Origin of the sequence: Sphingomonas sp. S-NIH.Pt3_0716, from assembly GCF_003950715.1 — a bacterium.
Classification (GTDB): Bacteria; Pseudomonadota; Alphaproteobacteria; order Sphingomonadales; family Sphingomonadaceae; genus Sphingobium; species Sphingobium yanoikuyae_A.
Window position 1 is genome coordinate 1 of sequence record NZ_QLJK01000040.1, and the last position, 21,540, is coordinate 21,540.

At 65.5% G+C, this 21,540-nt stretch carries 22 protein-coding genes; 15 read left to right on the forward strand and 7 right to left on the reverse strand.

All coding sequences use genetic code 11. The annotated features are described in order from the left end of the window. The 5 genes from BRX37_RS23055 to BRX37_RS23075 form a co-directional block, all read right to left on the reverse strand. The coding region (locus BRX37_RS23055; protein ID WP_318276886.1) for a GTP-binding protein at positions 1-271 on the reverse strand (271 nt) is incomplete at its 3' end. A gap of 124 nt (positions 272-395) precedes the next feature. Then, positions 396-1,301: a sulfate adenylyltransferase subunit CysD gene (cysD, locus tag BRX37_RS23060; RefSeq protein WP_125989614.1), complete on the reverse strand. Its 906-nt coding sequence runs from the start codon at positions 1,299-1,301 to the stop codon at positions 396-398. A gap of 23 nt (positions 1,302-1,324) precedes the next feature. Beyond that, positions 1,325-2,584 (reverse strand): MBL fold metallo-hydrolase, encoded by a 1,260-nt coding sequence (locus BRX37_RS23065; protein WP_125989616.1) that lies wholly within the window; start codon positions 2,582-2,584, stop codon positions 1,325-1,327. Beyond that, on the reverse strand, positions 2,581-3,594 hold the full coding sequence (locus BRX37_RS23070; RefSeq protein WP_125989619.1) for a zinc-dependent alcohol dehydrogenase: 1,014 nt from the start codon (positions 3,592-3,594) through the stop codon (positions 2,581-2,583). Before BRX37_RS23070 ends, BRX37_RS23065 begins: the two co-directional genes overlap by 4 nt. Before the next feature lie 21 nt (positions 3,595-3,615). Beyond that, positions 3,616-4,437 (reverse strand): SDR family NAD(P)-dependent oxidoreductase, encoded by an 822-nt coding sequence (locus BRX37_RS23075; protein WP_125989620.1) that lies wholly within the window; start codon positions 4,435-4,437, stop codon positions 3,616-3,618. A 151-nt stretch (positions 4,438-4,588) separates the two neighbouring features. Between BRX37_RS23075 and BRX37_RS23080 the strand changes: the two genes are divergently transcribed. From BRX37_RS23080 to BRX37_RS23095, 4 genes are all read left to right on the forward strand, one after another. Continuing rightward, entirely contained in the window at positions 4,589-5,455 is an 867-nt protein-coding gene (locus BRX37_RS23080) for a helix-turn-helix domain-containing protein (RefSeq protein ID WP_037518834.1), read from the forward strand. A gap of 127 nt (positions 5,456-5,582) precedes the next feature. Then, positions 5,583-6,734: a sulfotransferase family protein gene (locus BRX37_RS23085; RefSeq protein ID WP_125989622.1), complete on the forward strand. Its 1,152-nt coding sequence runs from the start codon at positions 5,583-5,585 to the stop codon at positions 6,732-6,734. A gap of 3 nt (positions 6,735-6,737) precedes the next feature. Then, entirely contained in the window at positions 6,738-7,205 is a 468-nt protein-coding gene (locus tag BRX37_RS23090) for a VOC family protein (protein ID WP_125989624.1), read from the forward strand. A gap of 95 nt (positions 7,206-7,300) precedes the next feature. After that, positions 7,301-7,684, forward strand: coding sequence for a VOC family protein (locus BRX37_RS23095; protein WP_125989626.1), 384 nt, complete (start codon positions 7,301-7,303; stop codon positions 7,682-7,684). Between the two features lies 1 nt (position 7,685). Here BRX37_RS23095 and BRX37_RS23100 read toward each other — a convergent pair whose 3' ends face one another. Next, positions 7,686-8,486 carry an SDR family NAD(P)-dependent oxidoreductase gene (locus BRX37_RS23100; protein ID WP_318276887.1) on the reverse strand — a complete coding sequence of 267 codons (801 nt, stop codon included), beginning with the start codon at positions 8,484-8,486 and terminating at the stop codon, positions 7,686-7,688. Between the two features lie 258 nt (positions 8,487-8,744). Here BRX37_RS23100 and BRX37_RS23105 point away from each other — a divergent pair, with 258 nt between their 5' ends. From BRX37_RS23105 to BRX37_RS23140, 8 genes are all read left to right on the forward strand, one after another. Next, positions 8,745-11,174: a TonB-dependent receptor gene (locus BRX37_RS23105; RefSeq protein WP_125989630.1), complete on the forward strand. Its 2,430-nt coding sequence runs from the start codon at positions 8,745-8,747 to the stop codon at positions 11,172-11,174. A gap of 210 nt (positions 11,175-11,384) precedes the next feature. Next, positions 11,385-12,065 (forward strand): TetR/AcrR family transcriptional regulator, encoded by a 681-nt coding sequence (locus tag BRX37_RS23110; protein ID WP_125989632.1) that lies wholly within the window; start codon positions 11,385-11,387, stop codon positions 12,063-12,065. A 42-nt stretch (positions 12,066-12,107) separates the two neighbouring features. Next, entirely contained in the window at positions 12,108-13,091 is a 984-nt protein-coding gene (acuI, locus tag BRX37_RS23115) for an acrylyl-CoA reductase (NADPH) (protein ID WP_125989634.1), read from the forward strand. Positions 13,092-13,095: 4 nt separating this feature from the next. Beyond that, entirely contained in the window at positions 13,096-14,772 is a 1,677-nt protein-coding gene (locus BRX37_RS23120) for a class I adenylate-forming enzyme family protein (protein WP_125989636.1), read from the forward strand. After that, the gene (locus BRX37_RS23125) at positions 14,769-15,668 is read left to right on the forward strand and encodes a sugar phosphate isomerase/epimerase family protein (protein ID WP_125989638.1); all 900 of its coding nucleotides are present in this window, start codon (positions 14,769-14,771) and stop codon (positions 15,666-15,668) included. Before BRX37_RS23120 ends, BRX37_RS23125 begins: the two co-directional genes overlap by 4 nt. A 27-nt stretch (positions 15,669-15,695) precedes the next feature. Beyond that, the gene (locus BRX37_RS23130; protein ID WP_017501847.1) at positions 15,696-16,457 is read left to right on the forward strand and encodes an SDR family NAD(P)-dependent oxidoreductase; all 762 of its coding nucleotides are present in this window, start codon (positions 15,696-15,698) and stop codon (positions 16,455-16,457) included. After that, entirely contained in the window at positions 16,457-16,879 is a 423-nt protein-coding gene (locus tag BRX37_RS23135) for a nuclear transport factor 2 family protein (RefSeq protein ID WP_125989640.1), read from the forward strand. The genes BRX37_RS23130 and BRX37_RS23135 overlap by 1 nt, the downstream gene beginning before the upstream one ends. A 78-nt stretch (positions 16,880-16,957) precedes the next feature. Further along, positions 16,958-17,650 carry a CDP-alcohol phosphatidyltransferase family protein gene (locus BRX37_RS23140; RefSeq protein WP_017501849.1) on the forward strand — a complete coding sequence of 231 codons (693 nt, stop codon included), beginning with the start codon at positions 16,958-16,960 and terminating at the stop codon, positions 17,648-17,650. A gap of 6 nt (positions 17,651-17,656) precedes the next feature. Here the strand turns inward: BRX37_RS23140 and BRX37_RS23145 are convergent, their stop codons facing one another. Beyond that, entirely contained in the window at positions 17,657-18,196 is a 540-nt protein-coding gene (locus BRX37_RS23145; RefSeq protein ID WP_125989642.1) for a cupin domain-containing protein, read from the reverse strand. Positions 18,197-18,381: 185 nt separating this feature from the next. On the opposite strand from BRX37_RS23145, the gene BRX37_RS23150 reads away from it, so the two are divergent. The 3 genes from BRX37_RS23150 to BRX37_RS23160 all read left to right on the forward strand — a co-directional run bounded on the left by BRX37_RS23150 (position 18,382) and on the right by BRX37_RS23160 (position 21,523). Beyond that, positions 18,382-19,164, forward strand: a complete 783-nt coding sequence (locus BRX37_RS23150; protein WP_125989644.1) for a hypothetical protein — start codon at positions 18,382-18,384, stop codon at positions 19,162-19,164. A gap of 100 nt (positions 19,165-19,264) precedes the next feature. Then, positions 19,265-20,002 carry an SDR family oxidoreductase gene (locus tag BRX37_RS23155; RefSeq protein ID WP_125989646.1) on the forward strand — a complete coding sequence of 246 codons (738 nt, stop codon included), beginning with the start codon at positions 19,265-19,267 and terminating at the stop codon, positions 20,000-20,002. A gap of 51 nt (positions 20,003-20,053) precedes the next feature. Further along, positions 20,054-21,523, forward strand: coding sequence for an aldehyde dehydrogenase family protein (locus BRX37_RS23160; RefSeq protein WP_125989648.1), 1,470 nt, complete (start codon positions 20,054-20,056; stop codon positions 21,521-21,523). Positions 21,524-21,540 lie beyond the last annotated feature (17 nt).

The window sequence follows — 21,540 nt, forward strand, 5'->3', positions numbered from 1 at the left end:
GCAGGGCGAAGTCGATCTCGCCGCCTTGCGTGCCGACGCGCTTGCTATCGGCCTGCAGCGCCTCGAGCTGATCCTCGAAGATCATCTTCGAATCATAGAGCAGCCGCCCGATCAGGGTGGACTTGCCATCATCGACCGAGCCGCAGGTGATGAAGCGCAGCATGGTCTTGTGCTGATGGACGTCGAGATAGGCGTCGATGTCCTGCGCGATCAGCGCATCGGTCTGGTAGATCGGAGCCTGGCTGTCGGGCTGAGTGAGCGTGTCGGTCATTGGCTTTGTCCCGTCATCCCAGCGAAAGCTGGGATCTGGTTGATCTTGGGGAGGGGGATCGAGCGTGGCTGCCCAAGGCCTGAGACCCCGGCCTTCGCCGGGGCTGAGCCGGGCAGGGCCCGGCTCAGAAATACCCCTCCTGCTTCTTCTTCTCCATGCCGGCGCCGCCGGCATCCTTGTCGATGGCGCGGCCCTGGCGCTCGGATGTGGTGGTGAGCAGCATCTCCTGGATCACCTCCGACAGGGTCGAGGCCTCGCTCTCGACCGCGCCGGTGAGGGGATAGCAGCCCAGCGTGCGGAAGCGGATCGAGCGCTCGACCGGCACTTCGCCCGGTTCAAGCGGGAAGCGGTCATCATCGACCATCAGCAGCATGCCGTCGCGCTCGACGGTGGGGCGGGGGGCGGCGAAATAGAGCGGCACGATCTCGATGCCTTCCAGCTGGATATATTGCCAGATGTCGAGCTCGGTCCAGTTGCTGATCGGGAAGACGCGGATGCTCTCGCCCTTGGCCTTGCGGGCATTATAGAGGTTCCACAGTTCGGGCCGCTGGTTCTTGGGATCCCAGCCGTGCGACGCGGTGCGGAAGGAGAAGATACGCTCCTTGGCGCGGCTCTTCTCCTCGTCGCGGCGCGCGCCGCCGAATGCCGCGTCGAAGCCGAACTTGTCGAGCGCCTGCTTCAACCCTTCCGTCTTCCACATGTCGGTGTGGAGCGCGCCATGGTCGAACGGGTTGATGCCGCGCGCCTGGGCCTCGGGATTATGATGGACCAGCAGTTCCATGCCCGCGTCGCGCGCCGCCTTGTCGCGCAGATCATACATCGCGCGGAACTTCCAGGTGGTGTCGACATGGAGCAGCGGGAAGGGCGGCGGCGAGGGATAGAAGGCCTTCTTCGCCAGATGCAGCATCACCGCGCTGTCCTTGCCCACCGAGTACAGCATCACAGGCCTCTCCGCCTCCGACACCACCTCCCGCAATATATGTATGCTCTCCGCCTCTAGGCGCTCCAAATGGGTAAGACTGCGTGCCATGATCGTACTTCCTGAAATGGGGGTCAGGCGGCCGGGAGCCGCTTTTCGGCGTCGGCGATTTCCGCCTTCAGCCACATGGTTTCGGACAGGTTGGTGGCGCCGCTGCGGGCGAGCAATTGTTCGAGCGCCGCCTTCTTGACGGTCAGCGCCGCCTCATGGTCGGGCGCGACGCCCAGCGCGATGTCGAGCAGGTGCAGCGCCTCCAGTGGCCGCCCGGCTGCGGCATGGACATGGGCGCGGGCGGCGAGCGCCCCGGCGCCGCCGGCCAGTTCGACCAGGTCGGGATAGACGGTCGGGCGCGGCACGCCATAAAGGGCGGTGGTGCCGTCCTCATAATGGAACCAGCCGGCATTTTCTTCCCAGATGGCGCGCACCACCCAACTGGTCTTGCCATGGAATTCGCCGATGCGGATATCCTCTGGCAGGACGATCTCGCGCATCAAATCCTGGACATGCCGGCCGGCATTCATGCCGGCGATCGTCTCGCGCTCGATATAGGTGACGGCGGCGTGCATCCGGTCGAGATCGGCGCGGATCGTGTCTGCGCCGCGGATCGGATCGCCATGGCCGGTGATGACCAGTTCGGGCGCCAGCGATCGGACATGCTCTAGCGACTGGAGATAGGCGCGCACCAGCCGGGGGCGGTCGCCGCGCATCGTCACCAGATTGGGCATGGAGCGCCACACCGGGCCGAACAGATTGCCGGTGAAGATGATCTTTTCCTCGGGCATCCAGACGAACACCGAGCAGAGCGTCTCGCCGCCCGGCGTCTTCACCACCTCGAACTTGCGGCCGCCCTGTTCGAAGGCATGGACGGTCTCCACCGTGCGGTCGGGGATGATGCGGGGTGGCTTGGGCGGCGGGCCGTCGCGCCGGGTCATCGACGCCCAGAGCTTGCCCGATCGGATGCCGAGGAACGGGCCGAGCCGGTCGAAATAATCCTCGGTGTCGACGAAGTTGACACCCGTGATAACCTCGGTGCCCGGTTCCTGCTGGTCGGGCAGGGCGCCATAATGGTCGGGATGGGCCTGGGTGACGATGATGCGTTTCAGCGCGCCGGTGCGGTGGGGCGCGAACAGCCCCTTGTTGCGCGCGCCATTGCCGAGGAAGCCGGTATTGACCAGCAGGTCGCCGTCGCCCGTCGTCACCAGATAGGCGTTGGAAATATCCTTCACCATGAAGATGCTGTCGGTAATGGCTTCGGCGTCGGTCTGGCCCTGTCCGGCCATCACCAGCGCGCCCAAGGGAGTCTGCGGTTTCTCGGCGGTCGATGGCGTGCTCATGCGTCGGCTCCCTCGAACTCGATCATGACCTTGGCGGATTGCGGGCGGGCGGCGATCTCCAGCCCCTCCATCACCTGCGCGAAGGGCAGCTTGTGGCTGATCAGCGCCGCGATCTTGTCCTTCAGGCGCGGCATGGCGGCGATCACGTCGGGCATTTCGGTTGGATAGCCGACCGCCGTGGTGATCGTCATTTCCGTCGTCAGCATCGGGCCGGCGGGCAGCTCGATCGGCTTCATATAGGCGGCGGTGATGACATGGCGGGCATGGGTCTTGGCCATGGCGATCACGTCGGACAGGATGGAGGGCGCCCCGGCGGCATCGATATAGGCGTCGGTCTGCGACTTCTCGCGGCCGAACACGGTGGTGGTGCCATGGATCGCCTTAATCCGGGCAATCACATCTTCCTTCGCCGGGTTGATGGTGTGGGCGCCGAGCGCGCGGGCGCGCTCCAGCCGTTCCTCGGCCAGGTCGAGCGCGATCACATCCTGGCAACCCCGGTCGATCGCCCAGAGCACCATGCCAAGGCCGATCGGGCCGCAGCCGAAGATGACCACCTTGTCGCCCGCCTTGGCCTGCGCCCGGTTGACGCCGTGCATCGCCACCGACAACGGCTCGCACATGGCGGCGACATCATAGGATATGCCGTCCGGGATCGGCAGCAGGCTGTCGCCCAGCCGGGCGTCGCGGACCAGCAATTCCTCGGTAAAGGCGCCCTCCGGTCCGCCGCTGCCGATGAAGCTGGGGGTCATCATCGGGTTGATGATGACGCTCTGGCCGACGCTGACGCCTGCCACTTCCTCACCGACCAGCATGATCTCGCCTGCACCCTCATGGCCGAGCGCGGTCAGCTTGCCGGGGCCGGGAATGCCGCCATTCTTGATATAGCTGAGGTCGCTGCCGCAAATGCCGCAGGCCTTCATCTTCACGACGACGTCCTTCGGACCCGGCTCGGGCCGCTGATAGGCGTCGAGCCGGACATCGTTCACATCATGGATGTTGAGCAGGTGCATCGGGGCGCTCCGTCGATCGGCTCAGAAGGCGTAGGGCGGATAGACGAGGCTACCGCCGTCGATGACGATCGTGTCGCCGCTATGGTAACGCGAGGCGTCGGACGCGAGATAGGCGCCGATGCCCTCGAAATCCTCGATCGCGCCGGGGCGATGGATCGGCGTCTTGGCGGAGAAATGGGCGTCGACGGCGGCCATGCGGGCCTTCATCTCCTCGCTCATTTCGCCATCGCCGCCGATGCCGGTCTTGATATAGCCGGGCGCAATGCTGTTGGCGCGGATCTCATATTTGCCCAGTTCCGCCGCCATGCCGCGCACGGCGGCGCCCATGCCGCCCTTGGACGCCGCATAATTGTTGATCCCGGCAATGCCGTGGAACATCGACAGGCTGCCGCAATAGACCAGGCTGCCGCCCGGCTCGCCGGCTTCGGCGCGGGCGACCATCGCCTTGGCCCCTTCGCGCAGGGTGAAGAAGGCGCCGTGCAGGTTCACCGCCAGCAGATCATGCCATTCCGCCGAATCCAGCGTCAGCACCGATCGCGAGCGCGAGGCGCGGCCCGAATTGGCGAAGACGCAGTCGATGCGGCCGAAATCGGCGAGCAATTTGGCATAGCCGTCGACGATCGCCTCTTCCGACGCGACATCGACCTGATAGGTTTCGACCCGGCCGGCGCCCGCTGCGCGCAGGGCGGCGGCGGCGGCCTCATTCTTCGCCGCATTGCGCGCCCAGATCGCGATGTCGCCGCCCATCTTGGCGACGCCCATGGCGAAGCCCAGGCCAATGCCGCCATTGCCGCCGGTGACCAGCGTGACCTTGCCCGTGCAGTCGAAAAGACCCTTAGCCATTCATCTCTCTCCATAGGGTGCCGCATCGTTGGCGGCTTGCCTGATAGCCCAAGGATGGGGGCGACTCCGGCGCCGACGCAATTGACCAGACTATCGAGAATGAGCCATAGTGCAGCGATAGGGCCAAACATGGCCAGAGAGCGGGGGAGCGATGGCGGAATCCTATGCCAGGTCGGTTTTCGAGGCCGAGATTGCGGTGCCGCAGGCGCAGGCGCGGATCATGCGGCTCGACCTGGCGGGGCCGACCGACCGCATTTTCCGGCGCGAGCGTCATTATTGGCTCGACATGTGCCTGACCCCCCGGCCCGAGCGGGTGCGCGGCTGCTATGCCGACCATTGGGGGCCGCATCGCTATGAGCGGCTGGGCGAGATTTTCCTGGTGCCGCCGGGGCAGGCCTTGCGGTTGCGGACCGAAGGGCAGGGCAGCCAGTCTTCGGTCGTGTGCGAGATCAAGGCGGAGGCGATCGACCGCTGGCTCGACGGCCCGATCGAATGGACCGACAGTCGGCTCGCGGCCTGTCTCGACATCGCCCATCCGCATATGCGCGCCTGCCTGTTCCGCCTGGCGGAGGAGGTGAACCGGCCGGGGCCGGGCAGCATCGTGTTGACCGAGCTGATCGCCGGGCAATTGGCGATCGAGGTGGCGCGCTATTGCCAGGCGATCGCCGAGGGACCGGCGACCGGGGGGCTTGCCACCTGGCGGCTGCGGCGGATCGACGAGCGGCTGCAACTGGGCGGCGCGGCACCCTCGCTGGAGGAGTTGGCGACCCTGTGCAACCTGTCGGTGCGGCAATTGACGCGCGGCTTTCGCGCCAGCCGGGGCTGTTCGATCGGCGATTATATCGTCCAGTGCCGGATCGATGTCGCCAAACGCTATCTGGGGTCGAGCGAGAGCATCAAGGAGATCGCCTTCGCGCTTGGATTCGCTTCGCCCTCCAGCTTCGCCTTCGCCTTTCGCCGCGCCACCGGGGCGACGCCGCGCCAGTTTCGCCAGCATCTGACATCGCGCCCGCGATAGGGGCTGGCCGCGCGCTTCTGATATGGCCCGATATCGATAGTGCGGCCGGGCCGCTTCATCGGGCAGCATTGGCGCGCATCGCCCTGCTGCCCATGATGGCGGCAAAAGACATCAGGAGAGATATGCCATGGGCGCTGCTTTGGTTGCCGACGCGCTGATCGACCGCGCGATCAAGGCCACCGGCCTAGATCGCTTCGATTCCGACAGTTATCGCGAAGGGCTGGACATATTGCTGGCCGACGCGAACCAGGCCGGCCTGTCGGACAGCGGCCACGCGCGGATGGAGGCCAATGTCGTCGACCTGCTGTCCAATCGCCTCAGGACCACCGACTATCTGGCGCAACGGCCCGAACTGCTGGAACGTCCGGTCGAACGGCCGGTCTTCGTCTTCGGCATTCCCCGCACCGGCACGACCCTGCTCAGCAATCTGCTGGCCTGCGACCCGGCCCGGCGCTCGCCACTGACCTGGGAGATTGACGAGCCGGTGCCGCCGGCGACCAGCGCGACGCTCAAGAGCGATCCGCGCGCCATCGCCCGGCTGGAACAGGAAAAGGCGATGCTCGCCGCCCGGCCGGAAATGGGCAAATATTATCGCAATTCAGCCGTCTACCCCAATGAATGCATCTTCTTCATGGCGCATGATTTCAAGGCGCTGGCGCTGGAATCGCGGGGGAAGCTGCCCAATTATCGCGACTGGCTCTTCTCCACCGACATGACGTCGGCCTATGACTATCACAAACGCTTCCTGCAATTGCTGCAGGCCGATGCGCCGGGCGTGTGGAACCTCAAAATGCCGAGCCACAGCCTGTGGATCGAGACGATCCGCAAAATCTATCCCGATGCCCGCTTCATCTGGACCCATCGCGATCCTTATACCGCCATGGGCAGCTTCTGCTCGATCATCAGCCTGGGGCAGATGGCCTTTACCGGCCGGGTCGATCCCGAATGGCTGGCGGAAAATTGCACCTATCAGGCGCGGCTCCATGCCGACCGGATCATGGATGCGCGCGAGCGGCTGGGCGAGGACAGCATGGTCGACGTCCATTATGCCGACCTCACCAGCGATCCGATCGGCACGATGCGGCGGCTCTACGCGGCGCTGGGCGATGCCTTCACGCCGGAGGCGGAGGCTGCGATGCAGGCCTGGCTGGACGACAATCCGCAGGGAAAGTTCGGTCGCCACGACTATAAGCTCGCCCAATATGGACTGTCGGTGGAGCAATTGGCGCCGCATTTCGAGCGCTATCTGGCGCGCTATGACGTCGCGCGGGAGGGCTGAGCCATGCTGACCGGCCATCATTTCCAGAACGCCTATGTCACCCGCAATGTCGACAAGGCCGTCGCCCAGTTCCGCGATCAGGCGGATGTCCGCTCCCTGTCGGAGATCGAGGTGCCGGTGCAGCTCTGGACGCCGCAGGGCGAGGGGCAGGGGGTGCAGAAGCTCGCCTTCGTCTGGGTCGACGACATGCAGTTCGAACTGATCCAGCCGATATCGGGGGATGTGCTGGCGCTCTATCGCGATGCGCTGCCCGCCGATGACCGGCTGGTCTTCCACCATATCTGCAACCGGGTCGATGACTGGGCGGCCTTCATGGCGCGGGTCGAGGCGCAGCCCTATCCGGTGGTGCTGAAAGGCGGGACGCCGGGCATGCTGGAATTTGTCTATCTCGATACGCGCGAATGGCTCGGCCATTATGTCGAATATGTGTGGATGGGCGCTGATCGCTGGAAAGGCATGGGCGGCCTCTAGAGCGCGCAGCGCGCTCCAGGTCTTTGTTGTCGCATCGCTGTTGCGCAAAACCGGTTCCCACTTTTGCGCGCGATGCTTTGAAAGGGAGAGCGAATATGATCAGCATGGCCCGCTTCGGCACCCGCGACCTCGACGGCGCGAAGCGTTCCTATGACGGCATTGCCGGACTGCTGGGCGCGGTGCGCGCCTATGACCGGCCCGATCTGGTCGCCTATAAGACGGCCGAGGGCGGCATGCTGCTGATCGGCATTCCGTTCGAGGGCGATGCGACGCCGGGCAATGGCAATCAGGTCGGCATCCAGGCGGACAGCCGGGCACAGGTCGATGCGGTCCATGCCCGCGCGCTCGAGCTGGGCGGCAAGTGCGAGGGCAAGCCCGGCATTCGCGGCGATGATCCCAACGGTTTCTACGGCGCCTATTTCCGTGATCTGGACGGCAACAAGATGACGATCTTCCGCTTCGGTCCGCCCGACGCCTGATTCACAGCAGGCTGCCGCCGTCGACCGGATAGACCTGGCCAGTGATGAAGCCGGCCTGGTCCGACGCCAGATAGACGGCGAGTGAGGCGACTTCCTCGGCAAAGGCGACGGGCCGGCCCAGCACGGTCTGGCGCGACCGCTTCTCCATGTCCTTCGGGCTGGTGCTGGCAAAGGCCCGGCCAAAGAAGTTGCGATCGGGGTGGAATCGGCTGCCGCTGGAGAAGGCGGCGGGATCGCGCGACACGGTGCCATAGGGGGCGACGCAATTGACGCGGATGCCGTGCGGCCCGACTTCCTTCGCCAGCACTTTGGTAAAGCCGTGGACCGCCGCCTTGGCCGCCGAATAGACTGGCAGCATATAGTCGCCGACGATGCCCGCGGTGGAGCCGATATTGACGATCGCGCCCGCCTTGCGCGCGATCATGCCGGGCAGCGTCGCATGGGTCATGCGCAGCAGCGTGCCGAGGTTGAGATCGATGTCGCCGGCCCAGCTTGCCGGATCGGAATCGACGAAGAATCCCGCGCCGATATTGCCGCCGACATTGTTGACCAGGGTCGCGACCTCGCCCAGCGCGGAGGCCGCCGCCAGGATCTGCCCCGGCGCGGCCGGATCGCTGAGGTCGGCCGCCACGAAACAGGCGTCCTGCGCGCCGGCGGCGACGGCCTGCTCCACCAGCCGGGCGCCAGCCGCCTGGTCGCGCCCCACCGCGACCAGCTTCACCCCTTCGGCCGCCAGCCCCAGGCTGATGGCGCGGCCGATATTGGCGGTCGCGCCGGTCACGATCGCGACCCTGCCCGTCATTTGCATGTCCATTGCGCTCTCCCCTCTCATGCGCCATCGGCTGGCGATCATGCAGGGGGAATGGGCAGGCGCAAATCGCCTGGGGGATCAGTGACGATCTGGTGGAATCGCGATGGCGATATGTCGCCATCTGCAAGGCGGCCGGGCTTCTCGGGCCGCCAATATCAGGCATAACGAGAATCAACCAAAGCAAAAAAGATCACTGCATCAATGGTGACTCAATAGTCAACATGATGTTTATTTGGGGAGGCTTCACTTATGAATCGCATGTCGGCCTATTATTTGATCGGCGCGAGTGTCGCGGCACTCACCATCGCGACGCCGGCTCTTGCCCAGGCGCCCGAGGAGCAGGCTGCAACCAGCAACACCGGTTTCGACGCCCAGATCATCATCGTCGAGGCGCGTCGTCGCGGCGAAGACATTCAGGACGTGCCCGCGGTGGTCAACGCGGTCACCGAACAGGCGATCGGCAACCTCAACATCCGCACCTTCAACGAAGTCCAGGCGCTGGCGCCGGGCCTTGAACTGACCAACAATGCCAACGGCATCGGCGGCAATGCGCGCCTGCGCGGCGTGAATTTCGACGCCAATGCCAGCGGCAACAGCGGCACCATCCAATTCTACTTCAACGACGCGCCGCTCTCGCCGGGCGCCGTGCTGCAGCAGATGTACGACATCGGCCAGATCGAAGTGCAGCGCGGGCCGCAGGGCACGCTGCGCGGCCGCGCCTCGCCGTCGGGTTCGATCACCATCACCACGCGCAAGCCCGACCTCAACCAGTTTGGCGGTTTCATCGACTGGACCGGCAACGATATCGGCACGCTCAACTTCAAGGGCGGGCTCAACCTGCCGATCATCGAAGGGATCGCCGGCATCCGCGTGTCGGGCGTCTGGAACGAGGATGATGCCGATCGCGTGCGGCCGATCAGCGGCGGACCGAGCCCCTGGTCGCGCACCAAGAGCACGCGTATCGTCGGCACGATCGAGCCGACCGACTGGCTGAAGCTTGAGGGCACCTATCAATATATGGACCGCGATGCGCGGACCTATGACCAGGCGATTTCCTTCAGCGAAGCCAATCCCGACGCCACGCCCAGCCCGGTGCTGATCACGGCCAAGGATCGCCTGTCGATCCAGGAACAGCCGCGTATCATCAACCAGCGCTTCGATATCTTCAACTGGCGGTCGGAACTGGCCTTTGCCGGCCAGCGCCTGATCTATCAGGGCATGTATACCAAGCAGAAATTCCATTCGACCGACAATGTCGACGATGGCAATTTCTTCATCGGCCGCGACGTCAACCAGGTCACCGACACGGTGGCCAAGGAAACCTCGCATGAAATCCGGTTGCAGAATGAAGAGCGTGTTTTCGACATGTTCGACTATGTCATCGGCTTCTTCGACGACCGGCTCAACCCGCCGACGCACCTGACCTCGCCGACCATCGTGCGCCTGCCTGCGGCGCTTGGCGGTCGCATCGCCTCGGTCGTGCAGACCGAGATCGACCGCACCGGAAAGTCGCACGAACAGTCCTTCTTCGGCAACCTGACCGCCCATTTTGGCGAGGCGACCGAACTGGCGGGCGGCCTGCGCCAGATCAAGTATAAGTCGAACAACTATCTGGCGGTCAACGGCAACACCATCGCCGCGGACTCGCAGGATACCGACAAGCTGATCTATAGCGCGTCGATCAAGCATAATTTCACGCCCGACTTCCTGGTCTATGCCGCCACCGGCAGCTCCTTCCGTCCGGGCATCAACGTGGTCGGTGACTTCAACATCGCGCCGTCGGCGCTGGAGCGCTCCTTCCTCGACCTGCCGCCCGAAACCTCCAAATCCTATGAGCTGGGCTTCAAGAGCACGCTGATGGGCGGGCGGATGCGCTTCAACGTCACCGCCTATCACCAGAAGTACAAGAACTTCCCCTATCGCGTGCCCAACAACGGCGTTTATTATGTGAACACCGTCGCCGTCCGCAATGCGGCCGGCCAGGTGACCGGCACCGCGCAGCAGGTCGGCTCGTTCAACTTCGTGGGCGCCGTCCCGGTCGAGGTGAACGGCGTGGAAAGCGAACTGGGCTTCGACATCACCCGCAGCTGGAACGTCAACCTGACCGGCAGCTATTCGCTCGGCAAGATCAAGAACGGCACCATCCCGTGCAACGACCTGAACGGTGACGGCATCCCCGATCCGGTCGGCAATGCGCCGAGCCTGGCGGAGCTGCAGGCGGCCGTGGGTGCCGATAATCTGTCGGCTTGCGCCGTGAACCAGCGTGCAGCCTTCCTGCCGCCGATCACCGCCACGCTGCAGAGCGAGTTCCACACGACCATTTCGGGCAAGACCGACGGCTTCATCCGTGGCCTCGTCAATTATAACGGCAAGTCGAAGGGCGATCCGGGCAATAATTATGACGATGTCAGCGCCTATGCGCTGGTCAATCTCTATGCCGGTATCCGCGATCCCGATGGCGGCTGGGAAATCTCGCTGTTCGCCAAGAATCTGTTCGACACGACCAAGGTGCTGACGCGGACCACCCCGCTCTTCACCGGCTATCAGCAGATCACCGGCTTCACCGCGACCGGCGCAACCACCGCAGCGGCGACCTATACCAGCACCTATACCGGTGCCACGGTCACCCCGCCGCGCGAATTTGGCGTCAATCTGCGCTTCGCCTTCGGTTCGCGCTGATCCATCCGCGCCAAGGGCCAGACGATCGGCCGGGCAGCCCCAGGGGGTTGCCCGGCCGATCGGCGTTTGGGGCCATGGCCTTCGCGGGAGCGATGAGGGTGCGGCCGTCGGGCCGCAGCGATTGACTCTGGCCCCGGAGCGGGCAGGGATGGAGCCGATCAACAGGGCTGATCATTATAGGCTCTGAACGATCAACCTAGGTGAGGCAGCATGACGGACATTCGGAAAAGGCGCGCCCGCGATCCCGTGGCGACCCGCGAGGCCATATTGGAAGCCGCCCGTGCGCTGCTGGCCAAGGATGGGCCGGATCGGGTCAGCCTGTCGGAAGTCGCCCATCTCGCCGGCGTCAATCGCGGCACCGCCTACCAGCATTTCGAAACCCGCGAGAAGCTGATTGAGGCGACTGCGGACTGGGTGTCGGAACGCATGTTCCGTTCGGTCTTCGGCGATCCCGAGACGATCGGCGAGCGCCGGGTCGAGGAAGTCGATATTGCCGACACCACCGACCGGCTGGCCCTGTTCGCGATGGACAATCCCGAGCTTTGTCGCATCTGGCTGCTCCAGCTTCTGGCCTCGCCTGATCCGATGGCCGATCCCTTCTGGCGCGAATATGAAGGTTCGCTCCAGCGCTTCGCCAACAGCGATCTCGCCGAAGACGGCGTCGACGCCGAAGTCCTGTCGGTGCTGATGCTGGCCGGCGCCTTTCTCTGGCCGATCTGGGCGCGCAGCCATGCGCGTGAAGAGGGGGAACGGCGCGCACTCGGCCGTCGCCTCGCCCAGGAATGCCTGCGCCTGTGCATGTTCGGATCGATGCGCAGCGACAAATTCCCCGACATTGCCGAGCGGCTCGGCCGTCCGCTCGCGCCGCTTCCCAGGGTTGCCCAGGGATAGGCTGCCCGATTTCCCTTTCTCTCTTCAAGAAGGACCGACCGCATGTTTTCCGCCATCCTGATCGAAAAGACCGACGACAAGCAGAGCGTGTCGCTCGCCCAGGTCGATGAGGCGCAGCTGCCCGAGGGCGATGTCACCATCGACGTCGATTATTCGACCCTGAACTACAAGGATGGCCTGGCGATCACCGGCGCGTCGCCGGTGGTGCGCAAATTCCCGATGGTGCCCGGCATCGATCTGGTCGGCACCGTCCGCAGTTCCGACCATGGCGACTGGAAGGCCGGCGACAAGGTGGTGCTGAACGGCTGGGGCGTGGGTGAGGGCCATTGGGGCGGCCTCTCCCAGGTCGCCCGGCTGAAGGGTGACTGGCTGGTGCCGTTGCCCAGCGCCTTCACGCCCAGCCAAGCGATGGCGATCGGCACGGCCGGCTATACCGCGGCGCTCTGCGTCGAGGCGCTGGTGAAGGCCGGCGTGACCCCGGACCAGGGCGAAATCCTGGTCACCGGCGCCACCGGCGGCGTCGGCAGCGTCGCGGTTGCCCTGCTCAAGAAGGCGGGCTTCACCGTGATCGGCTCGACCGGCAAGTCGGCCGAGGGCGACTATCTCAAGACGCTGGGCGCCGACGGCGTGATCGACCGCGCCGAACTGTCGGAAAAGGGCAAGCCGCTGCAGAAGGAACGCTGGGCCGGCGTGGTCGACTCGGTCGGCAGCTTCACCCTCGCCAATGCCTGCGCCCAGACCCGCTATGGCGGCGCGGTTGCGGCCTGCGGCCTCGCCCAGGGCGCCGATTTCCCGGCGACCGTCATGCCCTTCATCCTGCGCGGCGTGCGCCTGCTCGGCGTCGACAGCGTGATGGCGCCCAAGCCCGTGCGCCTCGCCGCCTGGGCGCGGCTGGCCCGCGATCTCGACCCGGCGCTGCTGGAGGTGATCGCGCAGGAAATCAGCCTGGGCGATGCGATCGGCGTCGCGACGGACCTGCTCGCCGGCAAGGTGCGCGGCCGCGTCATCGTCGACGTCAACCGCTAAGCCGATGGCTGCGCTCTCGATCGTCGCCGGCCCGCCTCTGGCTGAAGAGGAGGGCCTGGGCACGCTGACGCTCGGCGGCTGGCTGCGTGAGGTCACGCAGGCCCATGCCGGGCGGGAGGCGCTGGTCTTCCACGGACCCGATGGCGTGGTCCGCTGGAGCCATGACGATCTGTGGGCGCAGGCCAATGGGGTCGCCCGATCGCTGGTCGCCTGTGGCGTGGGGAAGGGCACGCGCGTCGGCGTGCTGATGACCAACCGGCCGGAATTCCTTTCGGCCGTGTTCGGCGTGGCGCTGGCGGGCGGCGTCGCCGCCACGCTCAGCACCTTCTCGACCCCGGCCGAGCTCGACCATCTGGTCCAGTCCTCGGCCTGTTCCGTGCTGCTGCTGGAGCGTAATGTCCTCAAGAAGGATTTCGGCGCGATCCTGGCCGATCTGGAACCGGCGATCGGCGTCGCGGGCGAGGGGCGACTGGTCTCCACCCGCTTCCCCTTTCTGCGCCATCTCGCCGCCGTCGACGGAGCGATGGGCCGGATGGAGGGCTGGAACGACTTCCTCGCGCGCGGTGACGCGGTCGATCAGGCGCTGGTCGATGCCGCTGCCGCCACCGTCATGCCGGCCGATCCGGGCGTGCTCTTCTTCTCCTCCGGCTCCACCGCCAAGCCCAAGGGCATCATCAGCGCGCATCGCGGCCCGACGCTCCAGCTCTGGCGTTGGAAACGCTTCCTGCAGGCGAAGCCCGATGCCCGCGCCTGGTCGGCGAACGGCTTTTTCTGGTCGGGCAATTTCTGCATGGCGATCGGCGGCGCGCTGACCGGCGGCGGCAGCCTGATCCTGCAACAGACCTTCCAGCCGGCGGAAGCGCTGAGCCTGATGGAAGCGGAAAAGGCGACCATGGCCTTCGCCTGGCCGCATCAATGGGCGCAGCTGGAAGCCGCACCCAATTGGGGCGATGTTGACCTGTCCGCGCTCTATTATGTGAACCCGGCCAATCCGCTCGGCCGCCATCCGACCGTCAGCACCGACTGGCAGGAACCGATGGCCGCCTATGGCAATACCGAAACCTTTACGATCAGCTCGATCTTTCCGTCCGGCACGCCCGAAGAGCGGATCGCCGGCAGTCATGGCGCGCCGCTGCCCGGCAATATCTTCAAGATCGTCGATCCGCTCACCGGCGCGGTCGTGCCGCTCGGTGAACGGGGCGAGATCGCGGTCAAGGGGCCGACCTTGATGCTGGGCTATGTCGGCATCCCGCTCGATGACTCGGTCGATGGCGAGGGCTTCTTCCGCACCGGCGATGGCGGCTGGTTCGACACGGAAGGACGGCTGCACTGGGAAGGGCGGCTCAATGACATCATCAAGACCGGCGGCGCCAATGTCTCGCCGATCGAGATCGACAGCGTCATCAAGACCTGTCCGGGCGTCAAGGTGACCCAGACCGTGGGCGTCCCGCATGAGACGCTCGGCGAACTGGTAGTCACCTGCATCGTCCCGCATGCGGATGCCAATCTGGATGAGGATGGCATTCGCGGCTTCGCCAGGGAGCAGCTGGCCAGCTTCAAGGTGCCCCGCCGCGTCCTCTTCTTTGCCGAAAGCGATCTGGAACTGACTGGCAGCGCCAAGATCAAGACCGCCGACCTCAAGGCATTGGTGGTGAAGCGGTTGGAGGTCGAGGCGGCGTGACCGATCCGGCCGGGCACTTGCGGGCGCCGCAATGCCTTGGTCGCCGGTCGCTGCTGCTGGGCGGTGGCGCGGCCTTGGTGCTGCCGCGCCACGCGGCGGCGCGGCGCGGCGCATCGACGCTGGGCCTGGCCGACACGACCGTGCGCAAGGAACTGGCGCGCGACTATGCCGGCACGCTGCGCGCCGTGGCGGCAATGGGCTATGGCCTGTTCGGCTTCCGCCTCGCTTCCTATGTCGCCAACGACCCGTCCGAACCCACGCCGCAGGACAAGGCCCGCATGGTGCGCGATGCCGGCATGGCGGTGGGCGTGGTCCGGCTCGGCGTGCGCGGCGCGGACTATGACCGGCAGTTCGATCAGGCGGCGGCGATCGGCGCGAACATCGTCGCGCTGACCACCGCGCCGATCTTCATCGCCAGCCGCACGCTGGGCCAGACGACCCGCGCCGCGCTCGACGCCTATATCCCGCAGCTTGCGGCGCTGGGGGAAAAGGCGAAGGCGGCCGGCCTGACGCTTGCCTATCATAATCACTGGTATGATCTGATGCCGATCGACGGCGACCGGCCGCTCGACCTGATGGCCAGCCGGATCGCGCCGGACCTGCTCTCGTTCGAAATCGACCTGGCCTGGGCCTGGTATGCCGGCGTGGCGCCGCTCGATCTGCTGGCGGCGCTGGGACCGCGCGTGGTGTCGATGCATCTGAAGGATATCGACCGGAACCATGGTACGGCGATCACCGACCATGCGGTCACGCCCGGCAGTGGCGAGATGGACTATGCCGCGCTGATGCCGCGGATCGCCCGGCTGACCCGCGCGACCGGCTATGTCGAGGTCGATAATCCGGAGGATGGGCTGGCGGCGGCACGCACTGCCATGGCCTATCTGCGCGGGCGATAGGGTTTCAACCAGAATAGGAGGCAGAGGATGGCGGGACGTTTCGCGGGCAAGACCGTGCTGGTGACGGGCGGCGCGGCGGGGCTTGGCCGCGCCTATGCGCTCGCCTTTGGCGGCGAGGGCGCGCATCTGATCCTGGCCGACATCAACGAAGCGGGGCTGGCCGAGAGCAAGGCGCTGGTCGAACAGCTTGGCGCGACTGCCACCGTCCACCGCGTCGACATGAGCGATGAAGCCGATATCCAGGCCTTCGCCGCTGACGTGCTGGCCGTCCATGACCGGCTGGATGTGCTGATCAACAATGCCGGCCTGCATCTGGGCGAGATTGCGCGCGGCTTCTTCGGCCTGGGCCAGGCCAAGTGGCAGCATTATTTCGCGGTCAACACCATCGGCCCGCTGCTGCTGGCCGAAGCGTTGCGGCCGGCATTGGCGAAGGCGAAGGGCGTCATCATCAACAAGTCGTCGATGGCCAGCTACAACCCGGCCACCGCCTATGGCATCACCAAGGCCGCGCTCAACATCTTCACCCATGCGATGGCGATGCAGTTCGGCCAGGACGAGATACGCTGCGTCGGCATCGCGCCGGGCCTGATGGCGACCGAGGCGGCGCAGGACGGCGTCGCTGCCGACAATTGGGAACGGCTGAAGGGCATGCAGTCGGTCAAGCGCCAGGGCACGGCCGAGGATATCGCCAATCTCGGTCTGTTCCTCGCTTCCGACGAGGGCAGCTTCATCAACAATCAGGTGATATTGTGCGACGGCGGCAACCAGATGCGCGGTTTCCGTTTCTGATGGCCGAGCCCGATTTTGCCGGCTGGCTGGCCATCGCCAATGTGAAGGCGCGCTATTGTCGCCTGCTCGATACCAAGGATTGGGACGGCTTTGCCGCGCTGTTCACGCCCGACTTCCGGCTCGACGCGACCGGATCGGGCGGGCCGCTGCTGGAGGGACGCGATGTCGCGATCGCCAGCGTCCGCGCGTCGATCGACGCCGCGCGCACGGTCCATCATGTCCATTCGCCCGAAATCGCCATCGACGGCAATGCAGCGACCGCTATCTGGGCGATGCAGGACCATCTGGTCTGGCCCGATGGCCGCAGCCTGATCGGCCATGGCCATTATCATGAACAATATCGCCGGGAAGAGGGCCAATGGCGGATCGCCCGATCCCGTCTCACCCGGCTGGCGATCGACATGAAGGCGCCGCCGGCCTGAACGGGAAGGCGGGCACCATGTCGTCATGTGTGGGGGATGTTGCCTTGTCCGCGCCACATATCTCCTCGATAAGGGATCATGACAGATCAAAGACATGATGCGGCCACGACGCTGGACCGCATCCAGCAAAATTTCCTGGCACGCTCCGAACGCCAGCTTCTCACCTGGCTGTGCGCGCATATGCCGCGACAGGTCACGCCGGACCTTTTGACCCTGCTGGGGCTGATCGGCGCGCTGATGACCTTCATCGGTTATACCGCCAGCAATGTCGGTGCATCCTGGCTGCTGCTCGCGATCCTGGGCTATGTCATCCAGTGGTTCGGCGATTCCATGGATGGCAGCCTGGCGCGCTACCGCCGGATCGAACGGCCCTCCTATGGCTATTTCATCGACCATAGCTGCGATGGACTGGTGACCTTGCTGATCCTCGCCGGCATCGGCCTCAGCCCCTATGTCACCATGGATGTCGCCCTGGTGGCGCTCGCCGGCTATCTGCTGCTGTCGATCCACGCCTATCTCTCCGCCCGCGTGCTGGGGGAGTTTAAGCTCTCCTATCTGTCGGCCGGCCCGACCGAATTGCGGCTGATGCTGATCGCGCTGACGGTGATGATGATGGTGCTGGGCGACAAGCCCGGCCTGTTCGGGCGCTGGTCCGGCTTCGACATTTTCGTCGGCACGGTCGGGGTGATCCTGATCATCCTGTTCGTCGGCCAGACGCTGGTGACCGGGCGCCGGCTGGCCGCACATGAGGCGGCAAACGGCCGGGGCTGATCGCCCCTATCCGCCGTCGGCTTCGGGTCCGAAGGACAGGCCCGACGGCGGCGTCTCGCCTGTCCAATGCGCGCGCTGCGCTGCGACCTGCGCCACCGCCCGGTCCCAATAGGCGCGGTTGTTGGCGAGCATCCTGATGTCGAAGCTGTCGGCGCCGCGAAATTCCAGCACCTCGACGCCCTGGTCGCCGGGCACATAGGTATAGGGGACGTTGGCGCCGACGAAGAAGCCGTCGCCTGCGCCCAGTTCCTCCGTGCCGATGCGCAATGATCCGGCGAGGATGAAATAGAGACAATCGACATCATGGCTGTGGCGCGGCAGCGGAAAGCCGCTGCGGAACCAGGCATGGGTGAGGCTGAGGTCCGGCATGGAAAAGAGCAGCTTCACTCGCGTGCCTTCCAGCATGCCGGCCTCGACCGCGGCGATCGATCCTGCCATCTCGATCGGCGTCGGCGGCACCGTCGCCATCAGGCCGCTTTCCTCGAAATCGGTCGCGTCCTTCGCGCGGAACAGGGCGAAGCGGGGCGCGGCTACAGGGTCGGTCATCACGCGTCCTTCCGGCATGATTGCGGCGTCAGGATGGGGAGCGCTGCCGACAGGGTCAATTCGCCCCGGCCTCTCAATGCCCCGGCGATCATTGGCCGGCGGCTCTGGCATGTGCGGGGCATCCATGCTGGATTGCCGCCGCACACAGGGTCGGGACCAGCCGGCCGGGCAGCCGGGGACGAGGAATGAGCCTGTATACCACCATCCATCTGCACAATGTCGCCGCCGGCCGGGCGGAGGATTATGCCCGCTGGTTCGACGGCGCGCATCAGGCGGATCTCGCCCGTCTACGCGGTTTTCGTTCGGCCGATCGCTATGAAGTCACGCCGCAGCAGATCATGCCCGACATTCCCCAGCCCTGGCGTTTCCTGTCGGTCTATGAGTTCGATTATGCCGCGCCGGAGATCGACCTGCCGGCGCTTGCGCCCTTGCTGGCCGATGCGCGCGACGCGGGGCTGATCGACGACAGCGACGAGAGCGAGCGCATCCACAGCTATGCGATGTATTCGGACTGGGTCGCCAGCCCTAATCACCAGCCCGACCAGCCCTTTTCCGGGGTCTCGATCATCCTCGCCAATTTCGTCGCCGGGCGGGAGGCGGAATATCATCACTGGTATGACACGGTCCATGGCCCGGAAGTAACCCGCGTGCCGGGCAAGGTGGCGATGAAGCGCGGCCGGCTGTCGCCACTGCAGGTCGAGGCGCGCCGCTATTGTCCCGGCAGCGACCTGGTCTTCTGCGCCCAGCAGACCGACGATCTGCTGTTCACGGTCAAGGATTTCAGCGCCCGCGCGCGCGGCGTCAGCCCCAGCGGCGTCGCCTTCCAGCCGCGCTCATCGGCCGGCTCCTTCGCCCGCACGGTCCATTATTTCGCCAGGGTCAGCGGTGACAAATTCTGGCCCGGCGGCATCGCCTATGATGGCGACCTGTCCGTCTATCCGGCCGATTTCGCGCGGCCGGCAGGCTGAATTTCCCAACTATCGCGCGCGCGATGCGGCGCCATCTTGCCGCGCCGCGGACGACATGCGCAAGTAAATGCCAACAGCACAAGAACAGGTGGAGCGAGAGGTGAGCAAGGTCATCGTCATTACCGGTGCGGGCGACGGGCTGGGACGCGCATTGGCGCGGCGGTTCGCGCGCGATGGCGAAACCGTCATCCTGCTGGGCCGCACCCTGTCGAAGGTCGAGGCGGTCGCGCAGGAACTGGGTGAACCCCATTTCGCCTTGGCATGCGATGTCGGCAATCCCGATTCCGTCCGCGCCGCCTTTGCCGCGATCGCGCAGCGCCACCCCAAGGTCGACGTGCTGATCAACAATGCCGCCATCTACGAACCCTTCACCCTGGCCGAGGTGCGCGACGAGCAGATCGCAGCATCGCTCGCCACCAATGTCGCAGGCCCGATCCATTGCGCGCGGGAGGCGCTGCCGCTGCTGCGCGGGGGCGGCCATATCATCAATGTCACCAGCGAATCCGTGCCGCTGAAAATGCCGATGCTGTGGCTCTATGCCGGCGGCAAGGCGGGCCTTGAACTCATGTCCGACATGTGGGCGCGCGAACTGGAGCCCGAGGGCGTGCGCGTCACCGTGGTCCAGGCCGGCATGATGATGGATGAGACCAAGACCGGCAGCAGTTGGCCGATGGAGGTCGCAATCCGCTTCGCCCAGGAAAATGCCAAGGTCGGCCTCAACCTGCGCGAGCGCGGCATCAGCCATTATAATTCGGTGACCGACGTCTTCCGCGCCGTGCTCGACATGCCGGCGGACCTGCACATCGGATCGGTCGCCCTGAGCGCGCGCAAGCGCTGACCGGGCGACTTATCCACAACATCCACAGAAGTTATCCACAGGAAGGCGATCATGGCCACTCTTCCCGAAGCCAAGCTCTATATCGACGGCGTGCTGCGCGGTGCCGAAGGCGGCAAGACCTTTGACGTGATCGGCCCGTGGACCGGCGAGCCGGTCGGCACCGCCGCCGATGCCTCGCCCGCCGATGTCGAGGCCGCGATCGTCGCTGCCCGCCGCGCCTTCGACGCCACCGACTGGTCGACCAATGTCGACCTGCGCGTCGCGCTGGTGACGAAGCTGCGCGACCTGTTCCAGGCGAACAAGGAACGGCTGTCGGATTTGGCCCGGCATGAGGCCGGTGCCGCCTGGGGCGCGGTCGGCCGCGCCCATGTCGACATGGCGCTGGACGGCTGGGACGATTATCTCGCCGTCTTTCCCCAGCTCAAATGGGAAAAGGATTATGGCGGTCGCACCGGCTATGGCTTCGAAAGCCTGCGCAAGGCGATCTATGAGCCGGTCGGCGTGGTGGCGGCGATCACGCCGTGGAACGTGCCGCTCTATGTGAATGTCGGCAAGGTCGTGGCCGCGCTGCTGGCGGGCTGCACCGTGATCCTGAAGCCCGCGCCCAACACGCCGGGCATGGGCGCGATCTTCGGCGAACTGGCGGCGGAGGCGGGCTTCCCCGCCGGCGTCATCAATGTCGTGTTCGGCAGCGATCCGGCGCTGGCTGGCGAGATGCTGGTCACCGATCCGCGCGTCGATCTTGTCTCCTTCACCGGATCGACGGGCGTGGGCAAGCGCATCATGGAACAGGGTGCCGCCACGCTGAAGCGCGTCTTCCTGGAACTGGGCGGCAAGTCGGCCAAGATCGTGCTCGACGATTCCGCCAATTTCGCGATGGACGTCGCCCAGACCATGCTGGTCTTCCATGCCGGCCAGGGCTGCGCCGTCCATTCGCGCCTGCTGGTGCCGCGCAGCCGCTATGAGGAGGCGAAGGCGATCCTGAAGCATGCCTATGCCAGCTTCGGCGACAATTGGGGCGATTTCGACAATCCCCAGCACATCATGGGGCCGGTCATTTCCAAGCGGCAGATGGAGCGGGTGCTGTCCTATGTCGATATCGGCCAGGCCGAGGGCGCGACCCTGCTGGCCGGCGGCAAGGCGCGGCCGGACAAGGGCGGCGGCTATTTCATCGAGCCGACCTGTTTCGTCGACGTCACCAACGACATGCGCATCGCCCAGGAAGAGATTTTCGGACCGGTGCTGGTGGTCATCCCGTTCGAGGATGATGCCGATGCCGTGCGCATCGCCAATGAAAGCAGCTATGGCCTGTCGGGCGGCGTCAGTTCGGGCAATCTTGACCGGGCGATCAATGTCGCCAAGCAGATCCGCAGCGGATCGATCAGCGTCAATGGCGGCATGTGCATCGCCGGCGACTTGCCTTTCGGTGGCTACAAGGCCAGTGGTGTAGGCCGCGAATGGGGCCTCGAAGGGATCGAGGAGTTCCTGGAAACCAAGCTGATCGCCTGGCGCGCCGCCTGAGGCGCGCGACGGGGCAT